Annotated in this window: 22 protein-coding genes; 19 read left to right on the plus strand and 3 right to left on the minus strand. The window is 60.3% G+C overall.

The annotated features are described in order from the left end of the window. The 5 genes from G6N74_RS27330 to G6N74_RS27350 are packed head-to-tail and all read left to right on the plus strand — an operon-like array spanning position 1 to position 4,929. Positions 1 to 483: a ubiquinone biosynthesis methyltransferase UbiE gene (locus tag G6N74_RS27330; protein ID WP_246246004.1), complete on the plus strand. Its 483-nt coding sequence runs from the start codon at positions 1 to 3 to the stop codon at positions 481 to 483. Next, the gene (locus G6N74_RS27335; RefSeq protein WP_165121152.1) at positions 470 to 1,648 is read left to right on the plus strand and encodes a class I SAM-dependent methyltransferase; all 1,179 of its coding nucleotides are present in this window, start codon (positions 470 to 472) and stop codon (positions 1,646 to 1,648) included. The genes G6N74_RS27330 and G6N74_RS27335 overlap by 14 nt, the downstream gene beginning before the upstream one ends. Continuing rightward, entirely contained in the window at positions 1,645 to 4,011 is a 2,367-nt protein-coding gene (locus G6N74_RS27340; protein ID WP_165121153.1) for a SpoIIE family protein phosphatase, read from the plus strand. The genes G6N74_RS27335 and G6N74_RS27340 overlap by 4 nt, the downstream gene beginning before the upstream one ends. After that, positions 4,012 to 4,572 carry a slr1658 superfamily regulator gene (locus tag G6N74_RS27345; RefSeq protein WP_165121154.1) on the plus strand — a complete coding sequence of 187 codons (561 nt, stop codon included), beginning with the start codon at positions 4,012 to 4,014 and terminating at the stop codon, positions 4,570 to 4,572. Positions 4,573 to 4,590: 18 nt separating this feature from the next. Continuing rightward, entirely contained in the window at positions 4,591 to 4,929 is a 339-nt protein-coding gene (locus G6N74_RS27350) for a slr1659 superfamily regulator (RefSeq protein WP_165121155.1), read from the plus strand. 15 nt (positions 4,930 to 4,944) lie between these two features. Here the strand turns inward: G6N74_RS27350 and G6N74_RS27355 are convergent, their stop codons facing one another. Continuing rightward, on the minus strand, positions 4,945 to 6,081 hold the full coding sequence (locus tag G6N74_RS27355) for a helix-turn-helix domain-containing protein (RefSeq protein ID WP_312857931.1): 1,137 nt from the start codon (positions 6,079 to 6,081) through the stop codon (positions 4,945 to 4,947). Positions 6,082 to 6,537: 456 nt separating this feature from the next. On the opposite strand from G6N74_RS27355, the gene G6N74_RS27360 reads away from it, so the two are divergent. From G6N74_RS27360 to G6N74_RS27400, 9 genes are all read left to right on the plus strand, one after another. Then, the gene (locus G6N74_RS27360) at positions 6,538 to 7,587 is read left to right on the plus strand and encodes a UDP-glucuronic acid decarboxylase family protein (protein ID WP_165121157.1); all 1,050 of its coding nucleotides are present in this window, start codon (positions 6,538 to 6,540) and stop codon (positions 7,585 to 7,587) included. Next, positions 7,587 to 8,573 (plus strand): UDP-glucose 4-epimerase GalE, encoded by a 987-nt coding sequence (galE, locus tag G6N74_RS27365; RefSeq protein WP_165121191.1) that lies wholly within the window; start codon positions 7,587 to 7,589, stop codon positions 8,571 to 8,573. Before G6N74_RS27360 ends, galE begins: the two co-directional genes overlap by 1 nt. Beyond that, positions 8,570 to 10,420, plus strand: a complete 1,851-nt coding sequence (locus G6N74_RS27370; protein ID WP_165121158.1) for a glycosyltransferase family 2 protein — start codon at positions 8,570 to 8,572, stop codon at positions 10,418 to 10,420. The genes galE and G6N74_RS27370 overlap by 4 nt, the downstream gene beginning before the upstream one ends. A 31-nt stretch (positions 10,421 to 10,451) precedes the next feature. After that, positions 10,452 to 11,855 (plus strand): UDP-glucose dehydrogenase family protein, encoded by a 1,404-nt coding sequence (locus G6N74_RS27375; RefSeq protein WP_165121159.1) that lies wholly within the window; start codon positions 10,452 to 10,454, stop codon positions 11,853 to 11,855. Between the two features lie 4 nt (positions 11,856 to 11,859). Next, entirely contained in the window at positions 11,860 to 12,453 is a 594-nt protein-coding gene (locus G6N74_RS27380; protein ID WP_246246005.1) for a DUF995 domain-containing protein, read from the plus strand. Further along, positions 12,450 to 13,415 carry a glycoside hydrolase family 26 protein gene (locus G6N74_RS27385; RefSeq protein WP_165121160.1) on the plus strand — a complete coding sequence of 322 codons (966 nt, stop codon included), beginning with the start codon at positions 12,450 to 12,452 and terminating at the stop codon, positions 13,413 to 13,415. The genes G6N74_RS27380 and G6N74_RS27385 overlap by 4 nt, the downstream gene beginning before the upstream one ends. 34 nt (positions 13,416 to 13,449) lie before the next feature. Further along, positions 13,450 to 13,962, plus strand: coding sequence for a DUF995 domain-containing protein (locus tag G6N74_RS27390; protein ID WP_246246006.1), 513 nt, complete (start codon positions 13,450 to 13,452; stop codon positions 13,960 to 13,962). A gap of 99 nt (positions 13,963 to 14,061) precedes the next feature. Next, on the plus strand, positions 14,062 to 14,265 hold the full coding sequence (locus G6N74_RS27395; protein WP_165121161.1) for an SANT/Myb-like DNA-binding domain-containing protein: 204 nt from the start codon (positions 14,062 to 14,064) through the stop codon (positions 14,263 to 14,265). Positions 14,266 to 14,548: 283 nt separating this feature from the next. After that, a complete protein-coding gene (locus tag G6N74_RS27400) occupies positions 14,549 to 14,731 on the plus strand; it encodes a hypothetical protein (protein ID WP_165121162.1) in 183 nt (60 codons plus the stop codon). Between the two features lie 225 nt (positions 14,732 to 14,956). Here G6N74_RS27400 and G6N74_RS27405 read toward each other — a convergent pair whose 3' ends face one another. Continuing rightward, the gene (locus G6N74_RS27405; protein ID WP_165121163.1) at positions 14,957 to 16,291 is read right to left on the minus strand and encodes a dicarboxylate/amino acid:cation symporter; all 1,335 of its coding nucleotides are present in this window, start codon (positions 16,289 to 16,291) and stop codon (positions 14,957 to 14,959) included. A gap of 229 nt (positions 16,292 to 16,520) precedes the next feature. On the opposite strand from G6N74_RS27405, the gene G6N74_RS27410 reads away from it, so the two are divergent. From G6N74_RS27410 to G6N74_RS27425, 4 genes are all read left to right on the plus strand, one after another. Further along, positions 16,521 to 18,395: a sensor histidine kinase gene (locus tag G6N74_RS27410; RefSeq protein WP_165121164.1), complete on the plus strand. Its 1,875-nt coding sequence runs from the start codon at positions 16,521 to 16,523 to the stop codon at positions 18,393 to 18,395. A gap of 4 nt (positions 18,396 to 18,399) precedes the next feature. Continuing rightward, complete coding sequence (locus tag G6N74_RS27415) at positions 18,400 to 19,743, plus strand: sigma-54-dependent transcriptional regulator (RefSeq protein WP_165121165.1); 1,344 nt, start codon at positions 18,400 to 18,402, stop codon at positions 19,741 to 19,743. Positions 19,744 to 19,844: 101 nt separating this feature from the next. Then, positions 19,845 to 20,234 (plus strand): antitoxin Xre/MbcA/ParS toxin-binding domain-containing protein, encoded by a 390-nt coding sequence (locus tag G6N74_RS27420; RefSeq protein WP_165121166.1) that lies wholly within the window; start codon positions 19,845 to 19,847, stop codon positions 20,232 to 20,234. Then, entirely contained in the window at positions 20,231 to 20,749 is a 519-nt protein-coding gene (locus tag G6N74_RS27425; protein ID WP_165121167.1) for an RES family NAD+ phosphorylase, read from the plus strand. Before G6N74_RS27420 ends, G6N74_RS27425 begins: the two co-directional genes overlap by 4 nt. Here the strand turns inward: G6N74_RS27425 and G6N74_RS27430 are convergent. Then, positions 20,731 to 21,663, minus strand: a complete 933-nt coding sequence (locus G6N74_RS27430) for a DMT family transporter (RefSeq protein WP_165121168.1) — start codon at positions 21,661 to 21,663, stop codon at positions 20,731 to 20,733. The genes G6N74_RS27425 and G6N74_RS27430 overlap by 19 nt on opposite strands. A 132-nt stretch (positions 21,664 to 21,795) precedes the next feature. On the opposite strand from G6N74_RS27430, the gene G6N74_RS27435 reads away from it, so the two are divergent. Further along, positions 21,796 to 22,239: an Lrp/AsnC family transcriptional regulator gene (locus G6N74_RS27435; RefSeq protein ID WP_165121169.1), complete on the plus strand. Its 444-nt coding sequence runs from the start codon at positions 21,796 to 21,798 to the stop codon at positions 22,237 to 22,239. Positions 22,240 to 22,243 lie beyond the last annotated feature (4 nt).

Here is a 22,243-nt window from a genome sequence, read left to right on the forward strand (position 1 = left end):
ATGATCCAGGTCGACATGGAAATAAAATCCTTCCTGTCGATGTGGCTGTATTGCGATCAGATATCGTCCTACCTGGCACGAATGGTCAGTCACAACCGCTCCGACTCGGTGCGGCATTCAAACCTCTTTTCTTCCGTCGCGAACGAACTGCTGGAGGTTGCGTTTCGCACCCGCCATCCCGACGGCGAACTGGCATGCAGGGTGTCGCGGCAGGGCCGGGTGGATAGGATCGAGCTGACCTTTCCCTGCACGCCCGAAGAACGGCAATTCTACCGGGAAGCGCTGTCGCAGATCGTCGGATCGGCGACCGGGGACCGGTATATGAACTCGGTTTCCGGCGACCTTTCGCCGAGCCGGGAAGTCGTCCTCCTGGAACTGGCCGTTGACTACAAAGCGAAGCTCCGGCTCGAGGAAACAGAGGCTGACACGATCAAGCTGGTCGTGGATCTTCCGCTCGAGGACCTGCCCAGTGAACCCGTATGACCTGATTCCGCGCTTTCGGGCGCAATACGACACAAACAATCAGGAGTTTTCCATTTCCGGAGTGGTTCGGCCCCAGTCGATCGACGAGCTTGCACCCAGCCTGACGCTGCTGAAGGAGTCCATCGCTCGTGTGCGCGGCATTCTATATGTGAATATCAGGCGCCTGACGCAGATGAACAACACTGCGTTTCATGCCTTCTCGCGGGTCATCATCGACGCCTGCCGCACCCGGCCCGATCTCAAATTTGTCGTCATTACATCGAGCGTGGTTGGGTGGACGACGCGAAAGTTCGGCCGATTGCACGGGCTTGAGCCGAACATAACGGTCGAGGAATACGACAGCCAGTTTTATCCCGGGCAGAGTTTCCTTGAAGAAGGCGGCTTCATTCCCATCCTGCGCACGCAAACCAAGATGACGTGGCGCCACGAACGCAAGATCCTGCCGCGCCACGGCATGCAGCCGGGCATAGTCATGGCCGATATCTGTTGCGGCATCGGCGATTTCGCGGTGCTCGTGCAGAAGGAGTTCCAGCCGGCGCGGATCGTTGCCCTCGACCATTCCAGATCGAGCCTTGATTACGCTCGAAGTGTCGCGGCGGATTTCGATATACGGGGCATTGAATATACCTATGGCGATGCGTCCGAAATGCTGCTCGAGGAAGACCAGTTCGATCTGGTCACCTGCCGGCACTCGCTCCAGATTTTCAATCGCCCCGAGCTCATTCTCAAGGAACTCTTCCGGATATGCAGACCGGGCGGGCGCGTCTACATCACCAATGAGAAGAATTCGCACTGTCTCGGCGAACCACGCGCCGACAGCATCCAGTGGACCTATAACGAGGTTGCGAAGCTGTTCAAACATTTCGAGATGGATGTCGAACTCGGCCCGAAGAGCCGGCGATACCTGATCGAAGCGGGGTTCGAGGACATTCGCGTCGAGTCCTTCATGGTCACCAATGGCGATGGCGACCCGCAGGACTTCGCCGACGTCATCACTGCCTGGGAAAACGTCTATGCCGGCGACATGGCGGTACGGCGCGGTGATGACCCGGAGATGATCGAGCGCTTTCGGCAAGGCTTCCAGGATCACATTTTTGCGGCGTTGCATCCGAAGGGTTATGCTGGTTGGCCAATCTGGGTCGCATCAGGGCGTAAACCGTCATGAACGCCGAAAGTGAGCGGACACCTCGGTTTGGCCTGCGCTCGTTTCGGGCCAAATTCATACTGGTTGTTGGCGGTGCGGTCCTGTTCGACCTTTTGGTGAGCGGCGGGCTGGCGCTGTGGAATGTCCAGAAGCTGTCGCGGGATGCGACGTCGGAAGTCGGCGAAGGCCTGACGCAGGCAAATCAGGAATACATTCTGTCCTACGCCAACTCGACGGCCTCGCGCGTCGATCTCCTGCTCGACAGGGTCCATGGAGACGTCAAGGCTCTGGCCGGCGTTCTGCAAGGCCAGATCGACGATCCGGCGAGGCAGGAGCAGATCGGCGCGAGCCTGGCGCATCAGGCACCTGGGTCGGTGAATGTTGTCTATGATCCCAAGGGCGAATGGGCACAAAACCTTCCAGGCGCGCCATCGGTGGTGAGTGTCTGGGGCTATCTGTTGGGTCCCGATCACCGTCCGCTCCCCGCTGTCCAGAACGAAATCGAGGATAGCGCCGTCCTGGATCTTGTCGCACCGAGCCTGCTAGCCGGCGGCTCGTCAAAGCTGCAGATGTATTTCATCGGTCCGAAGGAACGGCCGATCTTCAGAACGGCTCCCTATACGGACCAGGCCCAGACATTCGACCGCCTCTATCCCGGTCACAACAAGGCGGACTTCTGGGAGTTCTTCTTTCCCGGAATCTATGGCTCCTGGCAGCAATGGGCTGCCAATCCGGCGTCGCGCCCTGTTGCGGACGATATCACGCAAACTGCACCCTATACCGACGCGATCACCGGCAAGCTGATTGTCAGCTTCTTCAGCCCGCTGTGGACTCGAGACCGCACTGGCGTTGCCGGCACGGCGGGGGCCGATATCACGCTCGATCAGCTTGCCGAGATCGTCGAGAGCGTGAAGATCTCAGATACCGGCTTCGGCTTCCTGACCATGTCGAACGGCAATGTGGTAGCCATCAATCCAGCCGGCGAATCTGTCATCGGCCTGAAATCGTCGAGCGACAAGGCTACGCAAGGCGTCACCGGGCTGGAGCGGTCGCTGCGCGGAAGCACACAGCCTGCCATCGCCGCCCTGCCGCTCGACAGGAACAATGACGGCGTGATCCAGCACATAATGCTCGACCAGCAAGGCGAGAACGTTCCCTACATAGTGGTTCTCAAAAAGCTCAATCCGACGAATCTCTGGAGCTCCGGGCCGGTGAAGCCCGAGACGATGTCGGTGGGCATCGTCGTGCCGGAACGGGAAATCTATGCCTCGCTATTTGCCGCGCAGAACAGCATTTCGCGTGCGACGAACCGTATTCTGCTCTATCAGATCGCGGCAATCGCCCTATCCCTTTTGATCGTCTTTGCCGCGGTAGCCGGAATCTCGAAGAGAATTACCGCCGGCCTCAGCGCGCTTGCGGGTGCTGCCAAGCGGCTTCAGGCAAAGGACTACTCCGTCCGGGTCAACATCCCGACGCGCGACGAGGTCGGAGAGGCGGGGGCGGCTTTCAACCGCATGGCCGAGCAGATCAGCTTCCACACCGAAAACCTGGAACAATTGGTCGACGACCGGACCAAGGAACTTGAGGGCGCGAACAAGGAAATCTCGGCCCTGAACAACAAATTGCGCGACGAGAACGTCCGGCTTGGCGCCGAACTCGCGGTCGCCAAGCATATACAGATGATGGTCCTGCCGAAGGCCGGCGAACTCGAAGCGATGCCGCAGGTGGAGATCGCCGCCTATATGCGGCCCGCCGACGAGGTCGGCGGCGACTATTATGACGTCCTGCAGGATGGAGCGCACGTCAAGATCGGGATCGGCGACGTGACCGGGCATGGGCTGGAGAGCGGCGTCCTGATGCTGATGGTCCAGTCCGTCGCGCGCGCCCTCCAGGAGACGGGCGAGGGCGATCCGCGCCAGTTCCTCGATCGCCTGAACAGGGCGATCTTCAAGAACATCGAGCGGACGAACACTGATAAGCATCTCTCGCTGGCTTTTCTCGATTTCAGGGACGAGCGCGTGACGCTGTCGGGCCAGCACGAGGAGGTTCTGGTCGTGCGGGGCGCTGGCGAGGTCGAGCGCATCGATACGATCGATCTTGGCCTGCCTGTCGGGCTGGAGCAGGACATCAAGCCGTTCATTGCCACCCGCGATATCCCGTTCGCCAGCGGCGACGTCATCGTTCTTCATACCGACGGCGTGACCGAGGCTGAAAACTCAGAAGGAAAGCTGTTTGGCCTGGACCGCCTCTGCAAGAGTGCCAGCGAACATCACGGTGGCAGTGCGGAGGAGATCAAAACCGGAATTATCGATGATCTGATGGCCTATATCGGAACTCAGAAGATCCACGACGACATAACCCTCGTGATCATGAGGCATAGGTAGATGACTACGCTTTTTGGAACGGCCGACGTTGCAATCGGAATGGGCGGAGGCCTCAGTCGCGTGCGTCTGTTCGACGGGCCACTCGAATTGAGTTGGCACCATTGCGCCACGACGTCGGATTTCATTGCCGATCTGTTTGCCGTGCGGTTTCAGGCATCCCGCAACGACTATAAGGAAGTGCGGCACAGCATCGGCTACCTGGTCAATGAACTCATCGAGAACGCGGTAAAATTTCGCGCTCCGGGTGAAATCATGGTGGAGGCGTCGATGGACGCGGAAACCTTCAAGGTGAAGGTTTCCAATGTCGTCGAAGGTGATGTGGCTTCCGGATTCCAGGGCCTCCTGTCTGAGATAACGGTCGGTGATCCCGGCGATCTTCTCATTCAGCGCATCGAGGCTAACGCCGCCGATCCGGAGATGACGGGTTCGGGCCTTGGGCTTTTGACCTTGATGAGCGACTATGGCGCACGGCTGGCCTGGATTTTCAGCCCGACGGATGAAAATGATCGTATTTGTCTAGAAACTTATGCTTCTATCCCTATCTCGCAAACCCATAATTGAGCGGAACAACGCCACGCCATGGAAATAAAGACAGAAGACTACCGGGTATGGGCTGACGGAAACGATATTTATTTCGACGGCGTCATGCGGCTGGCCAGTTCCGCGGAATATGCACCTATTCTGGCGCTGGCGATGAGCGTTCTTGCCGCCGAACCGTCTGCGATAACGCTCAACCTGACGGACCTGCAGTTTCTCAACTCGTCCGGCATCAATCTCCTGGCGAAATTCACCATCGAGGCACGAAAGCACCCTGGCGTGCGTATGACGGTGCGGGGGACGTCGGAGATACCCTGGCAATCGAAATCATTGCCCAATCTCAAGAAACTGCATCCCGACCTGACGCTGCTGGTGGGCTGACGAACAGGGCCGCCGTCAGCTTCCCAAAGCCTTCAGCCAGTCTTCGAAGGACCCGGCTTTTTCGTGCTCGGCCAAGGAATTCGAGTGTGCGGGCCGAAGCCAGGCCTCGGCATTGCGTGCTTCGCGGGGGCTGTAGCCAAACTCCTTGCTGAACGCTCGGCTGAAATTGGCGGACGAGTTGAAACCGACGGCCTCGGCAATATCGATGATGCGCCGGATATCGACCGGATCGCTGAGGGCGGCGTGCGCTGCCAGAAGCCGCCGCCTCTGGATGTAGTGCGCGACCCCGCCGCTCGGTTCGAACAATTGATAGAGCCGCGAGCGCGAAACACCAAGCGCCCGGCACATCACCTCCGGTGTCAGGTCAGGCGCGTCGAGATGGCTCTGGATGTATCGGCGCGCCCGTTCCATCAGCGCCACGCCTGTCAGATGTTCGAAGGCTGCATCGTGCTCGGCTGGCGAGGAGAGGCCGGCAATGATGATGTCGCGCGTAGCCTGCACGACGCGGGGCAGATCGTCGTCGGCCAGATTCCGCAGCCTTGCTTCGATGCCATTGACATAGCTGATGAGGAGATTGGCGAAATTGTCCGACAGGACGGAATTGTTCTTCGCATCGAAGGGCGCCGTAGCGTCGGTGAACAGATCGCGGGGCAAATAGAGGCAGAGGCTTTCGGAGTCCGTTGCGCGTCCGCGAAACGGATAGCCAAGCGATCTGATCTGGACGCCGCCCGGAGGAACTTCGACGACACGGCCGTCGACCTCCGTCCACGCCCGCCCACTGCGCGGCAAGACGACATTCCAGTGATCGATCGAACTGGATCGAAGCTTCGCGGCGGATCGCACGTAGCTGTGGCCTGGAACGGTCTGTTGCACGATCAGCATGCGGCCAAGGTTCCAGGCAGTGTGGTCGGCCGGGAAGCCGTCATCGATGGATTTGTTGTCCGGCAGCTTTACGTCCACGAGCGCCGCCACATGCGCCTGCCAGGCGGCAAACTGCTGTGTCGGCGCCAACTCGCGGGTCGAGAAAACAAGCGGTTCAAGCGCTGGCGGTCCGGGTGAAGCCGTTTGCTGCCCATCGTCGCGCGGCCAACGGCGCCTCTCGCGCTGTGGATGCTCGCTGAGCCCTCCCGACGCGTCGTTTGGTTTAGTCACTTCCCCATCAGGTGGTGCCATATCCGAATCCGGTTATGCCCCAGCCCCAGTTAATTATGTGGCGTAGTTTGTGGATATAGCAAGATGTTCTGCCCAGCCCTGCCGGCCGGGCGCTTTGATCGGCTCCAGGCCGCAAGTTCAGATCATAATGGGTGGGAGCCTTAAGCCGGTCGGCCAAGTAGGCAACTCCATCGTATTAGCTCAAGATATGTATTCCATGACAATATTTTGGATTCGAAGATAACGACAGAGTGGATCCTATTACATATAAAAACACAAGAAGGCGGAGGAAATGCTTCTTCGAAATTTTTAAAACTTGTCCGAAACCTTCAAGTAAACTGAAGTGCGTAGCGTAAAGAGTAACTGCGTATCTGGGTAGCTGTATTTGTGTAGATCGCAAGCTTAGGAAGCGTATCGATCGAACTGCAGGTATAGCAAGGGCATTTGGGGTTAATTATGACAATACTGCGTTCGGTATCGGCGACGTCTGTCGCCGAACCAAGGTCGAGTGATGTCCGCATTTCTCGTCCCGTTCTGGCGCCGCGCCGTGTCCTTGTGACGGGCGGCGCCGGTTTTCTCGGATCACATCTGTGCGACAAGCTACTCTCGCAAGGACATGAAGTTCTTTGCGTCGACAATTTCCTGACGGGCCGTTTCAGCAACATCGACCACCTCAGAAACAACCGAAGCTTCAAGGTTCTCCGCCATGACGTCGCGCAGCCTTTGGCTGCCGAGGTCGACGAGATCTACAACCTGGCCTGCCCGGCTTCGCCGCCGGACTATCAGGCCGATCCCATTCAGACGATGAAAACCAGCGTGCTCGGCGCACTCAACCTGCTTGAGCTGGCAAAAGAGCGCGGCATCCGGATCTTTCAGGCTTCCACCTCGGAAGTCTACGGCGATCCGCATGTTCATCCGCAGCCGGAATCCTACTGGGGCAACGTCAATTCGTTCGGTCCGCGCTCCTGCTATGACGAAGGCAAGCGCTGCGCCGAAACGCTGTTCTTCGACTTTCACAAGCAGCACGGCGTCGACATCAGGATCGCCCGCATATTCAACACCTACGGTCCTCGCATGCGTCCCGATGACGGCCGCGTCGTCTCCAACTTCATCGTGCAGGCCCTCCAGGGCACGGACATAACCATCTATGGCGATGGCTCGCAGACACGTTCGTTCTGCTACGCCGACGATCTCATCGACGGCTTCCTGCGGCTCATGACATCGCCGAATGCGCCTGCCGCCCCCGTCAATCTCGGCAATCCTGGCGAATTCACCATTCGCGAACTTGCCGAGCAGGTGGTCGGTCTCACCGGATCGCGTTCGAAGATCGTCTATCGGCCGCTGCCGGTCGATGACCCGCGCCAGCGCCGTCCCGATATCTCGCTCGCGACAAGCGCGCTGGGCTGGTCGCCGAAGGTCGCGCTGTCGGTCGGTTTGCAGAAGACCATCCTCTATTTCGACGACCTGCTGACTCGGGAAACGCGAAAGCTCGCGGAGACGGCATGATGTCCACGCACCGCGTTCTGGTGACCGGCGGCGCCGGTTACATCGGCAGTCATACGTCCAAATTACTCAGCGCGAAGGGCCTGGAGCCTGTCGTCTACGACAATCTGGTGACCGGGAACCGCTCGTCGGTGCGCTGGGGACCGTTCGTTCACGGCGACATTCTTGACACAACGCATCTGGCCCAGACGCTGATGCAGTACCAGCCGCAGGCGGTCATCCATTTCGCCGCCTCGGCCTATGTCGGAGAGTCCGTCGAAGATCCTTCGAAATACTATCGGAACAATGTGGCCGGGACGCAGTCGCTCCTGAACGCCTGCCGTCTGGCGAAGGTCGACAAGATCATCTTTTCCTCGAGCTGCGCCACTTATGGCGTGCCGGCGACACTTCCGATCAAGGAGACGACGCCGCAGGCTCCGATTAATCCCTATGGCAGGACCAAGCTGATCGCCGAGCACATGCTGCAGGATTATGCGGCCGCCTACGGCCAGCGTTATGTCGCCCTGCGTTATTTCAACGCCTGCGGTGCCGATCCCGATGGCGAACTCGGTGAATGGCATGATCCCGAAACGCATCTCATCCCGCGCGCGCTGCTTGCGGCGGGCGGCAGAATTCCGCACCTGACTGTCTTCGGCCACGACTACGAGACCGCCGACGGCACCTGCATTCGTGACTACATCCATGTCAACGACCTGGCGCGCGCCCACCTGCTCGCCTTCGATTATCTGAATGCCGGTGGTGAAAACCTGGCGGTCAATCTCGGCACCGGCAAAGGATCCTCCATCCGTGAAATCCTGGATGCCGTTGCAAGGACCACCGGACGGGAAGTCCCGATAGAGCTCCATCCGAGACGCGCTGGCGATCCGCCGGCGCTCTATGCCGACCCAAGCATGGCCGCACAGGCCCTGGGGTTTTCGACCGAGTTCTCCGATCTCGACACGATCGTACGCACCGCTGCTCCCTTCTTCGGGCTGGAGGCACGGGCATGACGACGTCAACACTCAAGCCTGCGACGGATATCGACGGTCGGGCAACCGAACCGCTGCTGGTTCCCCTGCTTACCGGCTACGCCCGCGTCGAATTTCTGGCCGGCGCCTGTGTCTGGCTTGCGGCACTCGTTTACTTCTGGACGTGGTGGATCGATCCCGCGCACTATCTTGGACTTTTCGGGTTTCTCGCGGTTTCGCTGCCGCTTGCCTGGGTCACGTTTTTGCCGGGCTATTTCCTTGCCATCTTCTATCGCGCCCGCAAGCCAGGCGGCCCGCTTCGTCTGCCGGCCGGCAGTCGCGTCGCGATGGTCGTAACCAAGGCGCCTTCGGAACCGTTTTCGGTGGTGGCTGTGACGCTGAAGGCGATGCTCGCACAGGATGTGCCCCACCACACCTGGCTTGCCGACGAGGATCCCTCGACTGAGACCCTCAACTGGTGCCGGCAGCATGGCGTCCTCGTTTCGACGCGCAAGGGCAGGACCGACTATCACCGCGCCACCTGGCCGCGTCGCACCCGCTGCAAGGAAGGCAACCTTGCCTTCTTCTATGATCACTACGGCTATGAACTCTACGACTTCTGCGTCCAGCTCGATGCCGATCATGTCCCCGAGCCCGGCTATCTGCGCGAGATGCTGCGCCCGTTTGCCGACCCGGCAGTCGGTTATGTCTCCGCGCCCAGCATCTGTGACAGCAACGCTGCCGAAAGCTGGTCGGCGCGTGGACGCCTCTATGCCGAGGCCAGCATGCACGGTTCGCTGCAGGCCGGCTACAATGGCGGCCTCGCTCCGCTCTGCATCGGATCGCATTATGCCGTCCGCACCGCGGCGCTGAAGGAAATCGGCGGCCTCGGGCCTGAGCTCGCCGAAGATCACTCGACCACGCTGATGATGAATGCCCATGGCTGGCACGGCGTTCATGCGCTGGACGCGATCGCCCATGGCGATGGCCCGCGCACTTTTGCCGATCTCGTCACCCAGGAGTTCCAGTGGTCGCGCAGCCTGGTCACGCTGCTTCTGCAATATTCTCCGGTCTATGTTCCGCGCCTGCCGCTGCGGCTGAAGCTCCAGTTCGTGTTTTCACAGTTCTGGTATCCGCTGTTCGCGCTCTTCATGGCGCTGATGTTCGCCTTGCCGATCGTGGCGCTGGTCCGCGGCGAGAATTTCGTCAGCGTTACCTATCCCGGCTTTCTCGCGCATTTCGCTCCGCTCTCCGCCATCCTGATCCTTCTGGCCTATCGCTGGCGGTCAAGCGGCTCGTTCCGGCCGGTCGATGCCAGGATCCTGAGCTGGGAGTTCATGCTCTTCCTCTTCGCGCGCTGGCCCTGGGCATTGGCCGGGACCATCGCTGCCATTCGTGACTGGCTGACAGGCTCCTTCGTGGATTTTCGCATCACGCCCAAGGGCACCTCGGAAGTCGATCCGTTGCCGCTGCGCGTCCTGGCACCCTACGGCTTTCTCTCGATCGCCTCGGTCGTGCCGGTGCTGCTGGTGAAGGATGCGAGCGACGCGCGCGGCTTCTACATCTTCGCGATCATCAATGCGGCACTCTACGCAATATTGCTGCTGGTGATCGTGGTCCAACACTCTCGCGAAAACGTCGTCAGGGTTTCGCATCGTTCTTATCGGCCGGCGATGGCGGCAAGCCTCCTTTCGCTCTTCCTGCTGCCGGGTATCGCGACTGCCGAACGCGGTCTGGACGGCCTGGAATCTCTGGCATTCGGTTTCGGCCGCGTCAGCCTGTTTGACGAGAAATATGCCGTCGCCGGCGCTGGAAATGGCGGCGAAGGTCTTCGCAAGATCACATTCAGACCCCGTTGGCTCAGCGATGAGCCGCGTTTCAACCACTAGACCAGAAGTGCGCCAGGGAGCGCTGAAGATCATGAAAATTGCAGTCATCGGAACCGGATATGTCGGTCTTGTCAGCGGAACCTGCTTTGCCGAATGGGGCAATACGGTCGTCTGCGTCGACAAGAATGCGGAAAAGATCGCACAGCTCAAGCAAGGCAAGCTGCCGATCTACGAGCCCGGCCTGGAAAAGCTCGTGCTTCGCAACCATGCGACCGGCCGCCTGGTCTTCACGACCAGCATCACCGAGGCGATGGCTGGCGCCGACGTCGTTTTCATCGCGGTCGGCACGCCGCCGCGGCCCGGCCATGGCGATGCCGATCTCTCCTTTGTCTACGGCGCGGCCAAGGAAATTGCGCAGGCAATGGAGAACCACGCGGTCGTCGTGGTCAAGTCGACCGTTCCGGTCGGCACAGGCGATGCGGTCGAAAAGATCATCGCAACCATTCGTCCCAAGGGCAGCTTCTCCGTCGCCTCGAACCCTGAATTCTTGCGCGAAGGATCAGCAATCGACGATTTCCTGTTCCCGGACCGTGTCGTCATCGGCATCGAGGACGACGTGGCGCGGGAAAAGATGGCCGTGCTCTACGGCCCGCTGGCGGATGCAAAAACGCCCATCGTCATCACCCAGCGTCGCGCCGCCGAGCTGATCAAATATGCATCGAACGCGTTCCTGGCGACAAAGATTACCTTCATCAATGAACTTGCCGATCTTTGCGAGCAGGTCGGCACCGATGTCGGCGAATTGGCTCTCGGCATCGGGCTCGACCATCGCATCGGCAGGGCCTTCCTGAAAGCCGGGCCAGGTTATGGCGGCTCATGCTTCCCCAAGGACACGCTGGCGCTTCTGCGTACGGCCCAGGATTACGGCGTTGCTCTGCGCGTCGTCGAAGAAACCGTCGCCGCCAACGAGGCGCGCAAGCGCAGGATGGCGCTCAAGGTTCTCGATGCGGTTGGGGGCGATGTCGACGGCCTGACCATTGCGGTTCTCGGCCTGACCTTCAAGCCGGACACCGATGACATGCGCGAGGCGCCATCCCTGGCGCTGATCGAGACCTTGCAGCGCTTTGGCGCCAACATCCAGGCGCATGATCCGGTCGGGATGGAGAACGCGGCGCGCATCCTCGAGAACGTCGCGATGTTCGACGACCCCTACGAATGTGTCCGCAACGCGGACGCCGTCGTTGTCGTCACGGAATGGGAGAGCATCCGCCAGCTCGATCTCTATCGCCTCAAACAAGCGATGCGGTCTGCGATCATGATCGATCTTCGCAATGCGTTTGGGCGGGGCGCGGCACAGGCAGCCGGTTTTCATGTAACGAGTATCGGCCAGCCTGTGCCGCAGCTATCCGGCATCATCTCGGGCGATGTCCATGCGGCCTCCGATCATAGGCCGGTCTCGCATGCCGTATTGACCGGTACGGCGCGGGAGGGCTGACGCCATGGCAACGTTCTTTCATTCAAACAGCAAAATGAAGGACCCCCGCCCACGCCGGCGTCTTGTCATCGGATCGGCGATGGTTTCGATCCTTGCTTTCGCCGGTGCGGCGCAGGCCGCCGGCAGCGAAGCCTCGGTCCCGCCGCATGATGCGCAGGTCATGACCAGCGCGGAGCTTTACATGCTCTACCGCAACAAGTCGTGGCAGTGGAGCGACGGCGCGGGGCGGATGCAGTCCGATGGGCGCCGCTTCACCGCATGGGCAGGATCGGGCGACAAGGCCACTTGGGCGGAAGGACGCTGGACGCTCTCGGACAACGGCCAGCTCTGTTTCAAGGCGCAATGGCATTCCTTGTCCGGCGCAAGTCCGGCCACGACCTGTTTCAGCCATAAACGGGTCGGCGGCACGATCTATCAGAGGAGAGAGCCTGGGCAGGCCTGGTACGTCTTCAAGCATTCCACGCCCGCACAGGACGACGAATTCAACAAACTTGTGAGAGGCGATCTGGTCTCCTCGAAACTGCAGAAGATCAGACCCGCGATCAAGCCCGAAAAACCTCGTTTAGAGGCCAACATCAACTGGAGTATTCAGCCATGAGTAAGAGCAGAAAAAGCGCTTCACTGGTGATTGCGCTCTCATTCGCCTCGCTGGCCTTGTCAGGGGCAGTGCTGGCCGCGAGCAAGCCTCGCGGGCTTCCCGGCAGTGCCCCGCAGACAACAGGGCAGGCCACGGACAAGCGCCCGGTCATCACAAACACCTCAATCGTCTTCGGTGCCTATGATCCGCATGGCGATTTCGGTGACGATCCGAATTCGAAGATCGAACATCTTTTCCTGCCGTGGGAGGACGTCGACCTCTCCACGCTGGCCCTCGCAGACGAGTATGCCCTGCAGCGTGGTCGGTCACTCCTGATAACGGTCGAGCCATGGTCGTGGTCGGTCGACTGGCGCGTAACATCGGACGAGCTTCTGAGGGGGATACTGGCTGGTCGCTACGACAGTTACATGGCGTCGGTCTGTTCGACGGCTGCCGATCTCAAGAGCCCGGTCACCATTCGCTGGGCCCAGGAAATGGACGAAACAAACAACCAGTTCACCTGGTCGCACTGGGAGCCGAAGAGTTATGTCGCGGCCTACCAGCGAATGATCACGGTATGCCGCAGCCATAACAAGACGGCGAAATACATGTGGTCACCCCTGGGGAACCCCGACATGGGTGATTTCTATCCCGGCGCCGACTATGTCGATGTCGTGGGCCTGACTGTCTTTGGCCTGCAGCAGTTCGACAAGGATCATTTCGGCAAGGACCGGACCTTCGCGGAGGCACTCGAACCCGGCTATCGCCTGGCCGAGGGCTACGGCAAGCCGATCGTGGTGGCCGAACTCGGTTACGAGGGCGACCAGGGCTATGTCCGCAACTGGGCCGAAAACGTCGCCAAGCCAAATGCCGACTTCCCGAAGCTTACGAGCGTTGTCTATTTCAACGATCGCGAGGTCTATCCGTGGCCGGGCAACTATGGCCGCCCGAACTGGCGGGTCGGCGGGCCGGCTGTGAATTAGAGCGTCTCAATCAACTCAGGCAACGAGAACGATCATGAAAAAGCTTTCAACAGTCATGGCGCTGGTGGCCATGGGCATGGGTTTTGCCATGCAGGGCGCAGCAGCGGTTCCAGGCAAGGACAGCGTGGCGGCTCAATCCGCCGCACCTCTTTCGACGCAAGAGGTTTATCGCCTCTACGCCAATAGGTCGTGGATTTGGAAGGACGGCTCCGGCTATTTCCCGGCAAAGGAACGCCGTTTTGTCGCCTCGACCGGCGCAGGCAGCAAAGGTTCTTATGCAGTCGGGCGCTGGTTCATCATCGATCCGGGTAAACTCTGCTTCGACGCCAAATGGTACGCCAAGGGCGGCGCTTCCTCGGCTTTGACCTGCTTCAGTCATCGCGAGAAGGACGGGGTTGTTTTCCAGAAGCGGGAGCCGGACGGCGACTGGTACGTCTTCAAGCATGCACGAGCGAAGGCAGGCGACGAGTACCGCAAGCTGCGTCCGGGCAACTATGTCGAGGCTCATTTCAAGCGGATCGAGGCGCGGCTGTCGGGCAGCAAATAGGCCTTCGACAGAAATACTACTCTCCTGCCGTGCCGTATGACGGGATGTGCAGGAGAGCGTTGGGCTACTTGGATTTCGAGTGTTTGGAGTGACGGGGCAATGGGGGTGGTTTGGATGGAAAGAGACCGGTCGAAAGGTCGCTGGACGCGTGAAGAACTGAAGCAACTGAAGCAATTGGCTTCGAAGCGCGTCGATTTGAACGCGATAGCAAAGGAACTGGGAAGAACGCCCAGTGCTATCCGTACCAAGGCGACGCAGCGGGCTATTCCGCTCAAGGGCACAAAAAAGATCCGGCTCGTTTGAGCAGCATCTCTATGCCGCTCGCATGACGACAAGACCTGTTTCCTGATCGATCAATATTCCGGGACCGCGACGGCCCAGCGCCGTCCGCAGTTCCAGTCCGGGCTATGATGCAGAGCCGCGGAGAAAACAGCTCGATGTCCGGCCAAATCCGCTTGGCGTGCAGATATAAGGTGCTCGGCCGGCATAGACGTCTCTGGACAGCTTGACGGGCAACACTCGCTTGCTCGCCTGCTCCTGAACTGCCGGCCTCTTCTCGATCAGAAGTTCAGGATAGCCGGAAGCATTGGATACCGATGATGTCGTGGCAGTCATGTCCGGCGATGATGTGCACCCAGCTGCCACTGCTGCAATAGCAGAGCAGAAAAATGCCATCCTCATCGAGCGGCGATTACGAGTTGCCATAAAATGTTCTTTGAAGTTGAACCAGGAATACTTGGATGCGTATGACAGAGACATGATTATCTAATTCCCCCATAATTCTCACGATTATTCATACGCGAAACAAATTTCGGGGCATTTAAAGTGATGCGGAGAATACAAGGATTATTGGTAACGGGAAGGTAGGGTTTGTAGAAAAGTCAGGTCGTGAACACCTTTCGATCAATCAAACCTGAAGTGCGGTGCCATTCGCTTGCAGAATACAAAAACGGCCCGTCATGGACGGGCCGTTTTTCATTGGTTATGAACCGGTTTACTCGGCAGGCATCAATGCAGGTTCGGCAGATCGGCCGCCCTTGGTTGTGCCCAAGGCGATGGCGAGCTTTTCGGTATCCAGCTCGTTTTCCCAGCGGGCGACGACGATGGTTGCCACCGCGTTGCCGACGAGATTGGTGAGCGCCCGGCATTCCGACATGAAGCGGTCGATGCCGAGGATCAGCGCCATGCCGGCCACCGGCACGGATGGCACCACCGAGAGCGTTGCGGCGAGCGTGATGAAGCCGGCGCCGGTGATGCCGGCGGCACCCTTCGAGCTCAGCATCGCCACCAGCAGCAGCAGGATCTGGTCGGTCCAGGAAAGCGGGATATCCAGTGCCTGGGCGATGAACAGGGCTGCCATGGTCATGTAGATGTTGGTGCCGTCGAGATTGAAGGAATAGCCTGTCGGGATGACGAGGCCGACGACCGAGCGCTTGCAGCCGGCCTTTTCCATCTTGTCCATCAAGGCGGGCAGGGCCGCTTCTGACGATGACGTGCCGAGCACCAGCAGCAGCTCTTCCTTGATGTAGCGGATCAGCGCCAGGATCGAGAAGCCGTTGTAGCGGGCCACTGCACCCAGAACCACCAGCACGAAGAGAAGTGCGGTGAGGTAGAAGGTGGCGATCAGCATTGCGAGATTGGCGATCGAACCGATGCCGTATTTGCCGATGGTGAAGGCCATGGCGCCGAAGGCGCCGATCGGGGCGGCCTTCATCAAGATGGCGACGAGCTTGAACATCGGCGCCATCAGCGCATGCAGGAAGTCCGCGACCGGCTTGCCCTTGTCGCCGACCATGGCAAGCGCCAGGCCGAACAGAACCGAGAAGAACAGCACCTGAAGGATATCGCCTTCGGCGAATGCACCGACGATGGTGCTCGGAATGATGTTGCTCAGGAAGCCGGTGATGGTCTGCTCATGCGCCTTTTCGGCGTATGTCATGACTGCCTTGGGATCGAGCGAGGCGGGATCGATGTGCATGCCGGCCCCCGGCTGAACCACATTGGCGACGATGATGCCGATGATCAGCGCGAGCGTCGAGAAGGTAAGGAAATAGAGCATCGCCTTGCCGGCGACACGGCCGACTTTCTTCAGGTCGGTCATGCCGGCGATGCCGGTCGCGACCGTCAGGAAGATGACCGGCGCGATGATCATCTTGACGAGCTTGATGAAAGCGTCGCCGAGCGGTTTCAACTGGGTGCCGAGTTCGGGATAGAAATGGCCGAGCAGGATGCCGGCAATGATGGCCGCGATGACCTGCACATAGAGATGCTTGTAGAAAGGCGTTGCGCCGCGCGGCTCGACAGCCGCGCCCGTTGGGGCTGCAATCATGATGTCCTCCGTTTTGGCTCAGCTCCGGATACGTTCCGGCCTCCCGAGCCCTCTAGCGTCAAGTCCAACGGGTCTGCCGTTGTTGAGGACTGATCAGCAAAGCCTGTGCCAGTTTTGGCGCGATTATCTTACTCATTGATATTAAAAGATAAAATATTGAGAGGCGATTCTTGGGATGGCCGCCTTGTGCGAAGTGTCGCTCAATTTCGTTTGAGGTTTGTGCGAAATTATGCACAATTCTCGGATGGTAATTTCCGCGAGCGTCCCGTCATCGATTGCTGGAGCCGGCCCGTCTGCGTCCGGTCGCCGGGCCTGGTGGGTCTTCGGCGCGGTGGCTGCAGCCGTGATCGCGGCAACGCTGTGGATTGCCGGCGAAGTGGCTTCCAGCCGTGCCATCGTCGCACTGGAGGCGCAGGGCAGGACGGATGCCAATCTCAACGCAGCGCTGTTGCGCGCCGTGCTGGAAAAACAGCGTGCACTGCCGCTGGTGCTTTCGCAGGACAGCGAGCTTCAGGCTGCCCTTGCCACAAAGGATGCCAGCGCCTTCAACCGGCTGAGCCAAAAGCTCGAAGGGCTGGCGGCAGGCACGCAGTCTGCGGTGATCTATGTCATCGGCCTGGACGGCATCGCCGTTTCGGCAAGCAATTGGCGCGAACCGACGAGTTTTGTCGGCAATGATTACCAGTTCCGTGAATATTTCCAGCGCGCAATGACTGAGGGAAACGCGGAGCATTTCGCCCTCGGCACCGTCAGCAAACGGCCGGGGCTCTACATTTCCCGCCGCGTAGACGGCGCGTCTGGGCAGTTGGGCGTCGTCGTCGTCAAGCTCGAGTTCGATCAGGTCGAGGCGGACTGGAACGCCACCGGGCGGGTGTCCTATGTCGTCGACCGTCGCGGCATCGTCCTCATCACCAGCCTGCCGTCCTGGCGCTTCATGACGGTTGGTGAGATAGCAGCCGACAAGCTTGTTGCCATTCGCGAGAGCCTGCAATTCGGTGACGCGCCGCTTAGACCGCTGCCCTTCGAAGCAGGCGCAGCCGTCGGCGAAGATGCGGCACTCGCTGGCGTCATCCTCCCCGGAAACGTCGGTAGGACGGAATTCCTCGAAGTGAGGACGCCTGTGCCGACGACACCCTGGGAACTCCGGACCCTCATGCCGATCAAGCCGCAGGTACCCGTCGCCGTCCGTGCAGCGCGGACGGCGGCATTGCTTGGCGCTGTCTCGCTTCTGGCCTTTGCCGGCTTCCTTCTGAACAGGCGGCGAAGGGCAGCCGCGCGAATTGCCGAGGCGCAACGTGCGCGCGACGAGCTGGAGCGCCGTGTGACGGAACGCACCCAGGATCTGAGCCTAGCCCGCGACCGGCTCCAGGTGGAAATCAGCGATCACCGTAAGACGGAAGCCACGTTGCAGACGGTTCAGCAGGATCTCGTCCAGGCCAACCGGCTGGCAATCCTCGGGCAGGTGGCGGCAGGGGTCGCGCATGAAATCAACCAGCCGGTGGCGACGATCCGCGCCTATGCCGACAACGCCCGCACCTTCCTCGCGCGCGGGCAGCGGCAGTCGGCCGAGGAAAACCTGAACGACATCGCGGCCCTAACCGACCGCATCGGAACGATTACCGGCGACCTGAAGGCGCTGTCGCGCAAGGGCCGCGGTTCAGCCGAACCGGTCGTGCTCAAACAGGTGATCGAAGGGGCGCTGATGCTGCTGCGCAGTCGGTTCGCCGGGCGCATGGACGCGCTCGACATTGCGCTTCCGCCGGAGAAGTTGCGGGTCATGGGCAATCCGATCCGGCTTGAGCAGGTGCTTATCAACCTCTTCCAGAACGCGTTGGAAGCGGTCGGGCCGGAGGACGGCGGTCGTGTCGAAGTCCGTGCGATCGAAACCGGTGACACCGTGACGCTGACTGTTGCCGATAATGGTCCGGGCATTCCGGAAAAGATCCGCGAAGGTCTGTTCACGCCCTTCAACACGTCCAAGGAGAACGGGCTTGGCCTCGGTCTCGTCATCGCCAAGGACATCGTGAGCGATTATGGCGGCCGCATCGAGGTTGAAAGCGACGCCGGTGGAACGCGCTTCAGCGTTCATCTCAGGAAAGCCTGACGCCATGAGCCAGCCAGTTTCCGTTTTCCTCATCGACGACGACAAGGACCTGCGCCGTGCCACTGCCCAGACGCTGGAACTTGCGGGCTTCGCCGTCTCTGCCTTCGCCGACCCGCGCGAAGCACTTGGCGAACTGACGGCGGCATTCGATGGGGTCGTCGTCAGCGATATCCGCATGCCGCATATCGACGGACTTCAGCTCTTTTCCAAGGTCAAGGAGATGGATGCCGACCTGCCGGTGATCCTGATAACCGGCCATGGCGATATTCCGATGGCTGTGAGCGCCATTCAGGATGGCGTCTACGATTTCATCGCCAAGCCCTTCGCCGCCGACCGGCTGGTGCAGAGCGTGCGCCGCGCGGCCGAGAAGCGCCGGCTGGTGATGGAAAACCGTGCGCTCAGGCAAGCTGCCGAAAGCGCCAATGACAGCCTGCCGCTGATCGGCCAGACGCCGGCAATGGAAAATCTCCGTCGCACCTTGCGCCATATCGCCGATACCGATGTTGATGTGCTGGTCGCGGGCGAGACCGGCAGCGGCAAGGAGGTTGTCGCGCAGCTCCTGCATCAATGGAGCCGCCGGCGCGCCGGCAATTTCGTCGCGCTGAATTGCGGCGCCTTGCCGGAAACCGTCATTGAAAGCGAATTGTTCGGCCACGAAGCTGGCGCTTTCACCGGCGCTCAGAAGAAGCGCACCGGCCGCATCGAACATGCCAGCGGCGGCACGCTCTTTCTCGACGAGATCGAGAGCATGCCGGTGGCAACGCAGGTGAAGATGCTGCGAGTGCTCGAAATGCGCGAGATTACGCCGCTCGGCACCAACGAAGTCCGGCCAATCGACCTGCGCGTCGTCGCCGCCGCCAAGATCGACTTGGGAGATCCCGGCCAGCGCGGCGATTTTCGCGAGGACCTCTACTACCGCCTCAACGTGGTCACGCTTTCCATCCCGCCGCTCAGGGAGCGCCGCGAGGATATTCCGCTGCTCTTTTCCCACTTCCTTTCTCGCGCTGCCGAGCGCTTCCGCCGCGACGTGCCGGCTGTCAATGAGGCCGTCCGCCGCCATCTTGCGGGTCATAGCTGGCCGGGCAACGTGCGCGAACTGGCGCATTTCGCCGAGCGGGTCGCCCTGGGGCTCGAAGGGAACGGCTCATCGGCAAGGCCCGATGAATCGGTTGCAGCTAACCTGCCCGAAAAGATGGAACGCTATGAGGCAGCGATCATCCGCGAGGCGCTCGCCGAACATCAGGGCGATGTGCGCCTCACCATCGAAGCGCTCGGCATCCCGCGCAAGACTTTCTACGACAAGCTGCAACGGCATGGCATAAGCCGGGCGGATTTCCGTGGAGGTTAGGGCCTCATTTTCGGTGCAGGATGCTGTAGCTTGAAACCAAGGAGAGTTTGCCCTATGTTTTGCACAAGAAACATGTCGAACAATATGGCAAAGTGAATCCCATGGGTCAGGCACTTAAAATCGCTCTACAAAACGAGCCGCTGGTTCTGTCCTATATGGACAGGGCCGGGAAGATCGCCATCGAACAGGTGGCTGATGGCTTCGGCATGTCCAAAGGCCAGCTTGCCGAAACAGCCGGCTTGGCCCGGGAAACGCTTTACCGGGTGGCGCGCAGCCGGACTGCGAAGACGCAGGGGCGGCTGCGCGAAATGCTCGAGATCATCAGCAGGGTAGCGGATTGGGCAGGCGGCAAGGAACAGGCAATGGCCTGGTATCGTGCCCAGCCGCTGCCGGCTTTTGGCGGGCGCACCGCGGAGGCTCTGGTCAAGGATGGCAAGGCCGGCGCGGTTCGAGACTATCTCGACCATATGGCCGTTGGTGGCTTTGCTTGAGGTTCATCGGAACCTGCTACCGGGCGCATGATCCGCGCTGGGCATTCAAACCGATATCGGGAGACGGAGCAGCGATTAGGGGCGCGCGCTTCAACCCGAAGGGCGTGCCTGCGCTCTACCTTGGCTTGAGCGTCATGACGGCGGTCAAGGAAGCCAATCAGGGTTTTGCCCATCGTATCGACCCCTGCGTGCTGTGTTCCTACGAGATCGATTGCGAAGACATAGCGGACCTGACCACGGAGCAGGGGCGGGAAGAGTTCTCGGTCGCCAAGGGCGACATGGCCTGCGCGTGGGCAACAGCGCTCGCGGAGGGCAGCCGCCCGGCCTCCTGGTCGATCCATGACCGGCTTTCAGCCCGGGGCATTGCCGGCCTTCTCGTGCCGAGCTTCGCGCCTGGCGCCGAGGCCGAGGACCGCAACCTCGTCCTCTGGCAATGGGGAGCCGATCTCCCGCATAAGGTCGCAGTATTCGATCCCAGCGGGCGGTTGCCGAAGGATCAGCTGTCCTGGCGTTGAATCCTTGGCTGGGCAGGCAAGACCGAGCCTTCCGTTAAAGTCCGCGACCGCCACAGCGACCAGCCGAGATTCATGCCGGCTGCTGCGATCAGGATTGCGGCGGCACCGACGATCTGCAGCGGATGCAGCCGGTGGCCGAAAGCTATGACATCGACCAGAATGGCGACCACCGGGTAGATGAAGGACAGCGACCCCTGAAGATATGTCGGCAGCTTCTGGATGGCGCCATACATCAGGATATACATCAGCCCGGTATGAACGACGCCGAGCGTCACCAGCATGCTCCAGCTCCAGGCATCGGTTGGAAGTACCGAAAGATTGGCGAAAGGCGCGAGCATGACGATGCCGACACAGACCTGTATCAGCGCGATCAGGTGTGGCGGCGTGCCGGCGAGCTTCTTGGTGATGATTGCCGCAACCGCCCAGAAGAAGGCTGCACCAAGCGCCATGACGATCCCGATAAAATAGTCGGTGCCGGCATAGCCGGCGTCGGGCTTGGTCTGGATGATCAGCAACATGCCGGCAAAAGCGATCCCGAGCCAGGCGAGCTTTGTCAGGGTCACGCGCTCGGAAAAGAAGAGCGCGCCGAAGCCAACCAGCATGAAGGGCTGGGTGTTGTAGACCGCTGTCGCAATCGAAATCGATGCGCGGGAAAACGAGCTGAAGAGCAGCAGCCAATTGACGACGATGGCGGCACCGCCGAGCGCGGCGATGCCGACGACGCGAAGCGTGAGCCTGCCCCGCAGCAGTCCAAGGGCCGCGCAGACGATCAGCAGTGTCGCCGCGCCAAAGGCACAGCGCCAGAACACGACGTCCAGCACCGGCTGACCTGACATGACGACGAACCAGCCGATCGTTCCCAGAATGGCCATTGCCGCGGTCATCTCGACCGTGCCGCGCATCTTTTCGTCCATAGTCGCCTCCTGAACTTTTCAGGAGTTGAGAATCTCATAGCCAGACGAAGTTCTCTATGACTTTAGAAAGGCGATGGACTAATCAGGCCTAATTAAGTAAGGTTATGGGTAGATTTACCGAGGAAATGTAAAATGCTCGACGATATCGACCGGCGTCTCCTCGAAATTCTGATCAAGGACGCGCGGATTTCGCTGAAGGAACTGGCCGCGCAGGTTGGCCTGTCGTCACCAAGCGTTTCGGAGCGAGTGCGGCGGCTGGAGGAGCGTGGCGTCATTCGCGGCTTCACGGTCGAGGTCGATCCGCAGGCGCTAGGCTATCAATTGCAGGCGATCGTGCGCATCCGGCCTCTGCCCGGCAAGCTGCACATCGTCCAGAAGCTGATCGAGGAGATGCCGGAATTCGGCGAATGCGACAAGGTCACGGGCGACGACTGCTTTGTGGCACGGCTTTACATCCGCTCCATCGACCGCCTCGATGGCATTCTCGACCGCATCGCCGACAAGGCCGAGACGAGCACGGCCATCGTCAAGTCCAAGCCGATCGAGCGCCGCCCGCCGCCGCTTTCCCCGTCGTGATGCC

It is taken from the genome of Mesorhizobium zhangyense, assembly GCF_011045115.1.
In the GTDB taxonomy this organism is placed as follows: Bacteria; Pseudomonadota; Alphaproteobacteria; order Rhizobiales; family Rhizobiaceae; genus Mesorhizobium_M; species Mesorhizobium_M zhangyense.

Excerpts from the sequence above, each read along its gene's own strand:
- G6N74_RS27380 (WP_246246005.1), top strand. The coding sequence starts at position 11,860 with ATGGCAACGTTCTTTCATTCAAACAGCAAAATGAAGGACCCCCGCCCA.
- G6N74_RS27385 (WP_165121160.1), top strand. The coding sequence starts at position 12,450 with ATGAGTAAGAGCAGAAAAAGCGCTTCACTGGTGATTGCGCTCTCATTC.
- G6N74_RS27410 (WP_165121164.1), top strand. The coding sequence starts at position 16,521 with ATGCACAATTCTCGGATGGTAATTTCCGCGAGCGTCCCGTCATCGATT.
- galE (WP_165121191.1), top strand. The coding sequence starts at position 7,587 with ATGTCCACGCACCGCGTTCTGGTGACCGGCGGCGCCGGTTACATCGGC.
- G6N74_RS27375 (WP_165121159.1), top strand. The coding sequence starts at position 10,452 with ATGAAAATTGCAGTCATCGGAACCGGATATGTCGGTCTTGTCAGCGGA.
- G6N74_RS27350 (WP_165121155.1), top strand. The coding sequence starts at position 4,591 with ATGGAAATAAAGACAGAAGACTACCGGGTATGGGCTGACGGAAACGAT.
- G6N74_RS27345 (WP_165121154.1), top strand. The coding sequence starts at position 4,012 with ATGACTACGCTTTTTGGAACGGCCGACGTTGCAATCGGAATGGGCGGA.
- G6N74_RS27435 (WP_165121169.1), top strand. The coding sequence starts at position 21,796 with ATGCTCGACGATATCGACCGGCGTCTCCTCGAAATTCTGATCAAGGAC.
- G6N74_RS27415 (WP_165121165.1), top strand. The coding sequence starts at position 18,400 with ATGAGCCAGCCAGTTTCCGTTTTCCTCATCGACGACGACAAGGACCTG.
- G6N74_RS27395 (WP_165121161.1), top strand. The coding sequence starts at position 14,062 with ATGGGGGTGGTTTGGATGGAAAGAGACCGGTCGAAAGGTCGCTGGACG.
- G6N74_RS27330 (WP_246246004.1), top strand. The coding sequence starts at position 1 with ATGATCCAGGTCGACATGGAAATAAAATCCTTCCTGTCGATGTGGCTG.
- G6N74_RS27370 (WP_165121158.1), top strand. The coding sequence starts at position 8,570 with ATGACGACGTCAACACTCAAGCCTGCGACGGATATCGACGGTCGGGCA.
- G6N74_RS27420 (WP_165121166.1), top strand. The coding sequence starts at position 19,845 with ATGGGTCAGGCACTTAAAATCGCTCTACAAAACGAGCCGCTGGTTCTG.
- G6N74_RS27405 (WP_165121163.1), bottom strand. The coding sequence starts at position 16,291 with ATGATTGCAGCCCCAACGGGCGCGGCTGTCGAGCCGCGCGGCGCAACG.
- G6N74_RS27360 (WP_165121157.1), top strand. The coding sequence starts at position 6,538 with ATGACAATACTGCGTTCGGTATCGGCGACGTCTGTCGCCGAACCAAGG.
- G6N74_RS27340 (WP_165121153.1), top strand. The coding sequence starts at position 1,645 with ATGAACGCCGAAAGTGAGCGGACACCTCGGTTTGGCCTGCGCTCGTTT.
- G6N74_RS27430 (WP_165121168.1), bottom strand. The coding sequence starts at position 21,663 with ATGGACGAAAAGATGCGCGGCACGGTCGAGATGACCGCGGCAATGGCC.
- G6N74_RS27390 (WP_246246006.1), top strand. The coding sequence starts at position 13,450 with ATGAAAAAGCTTTCAACAGTCATGGCGCTGGTGGCCATGGGCATGGGT.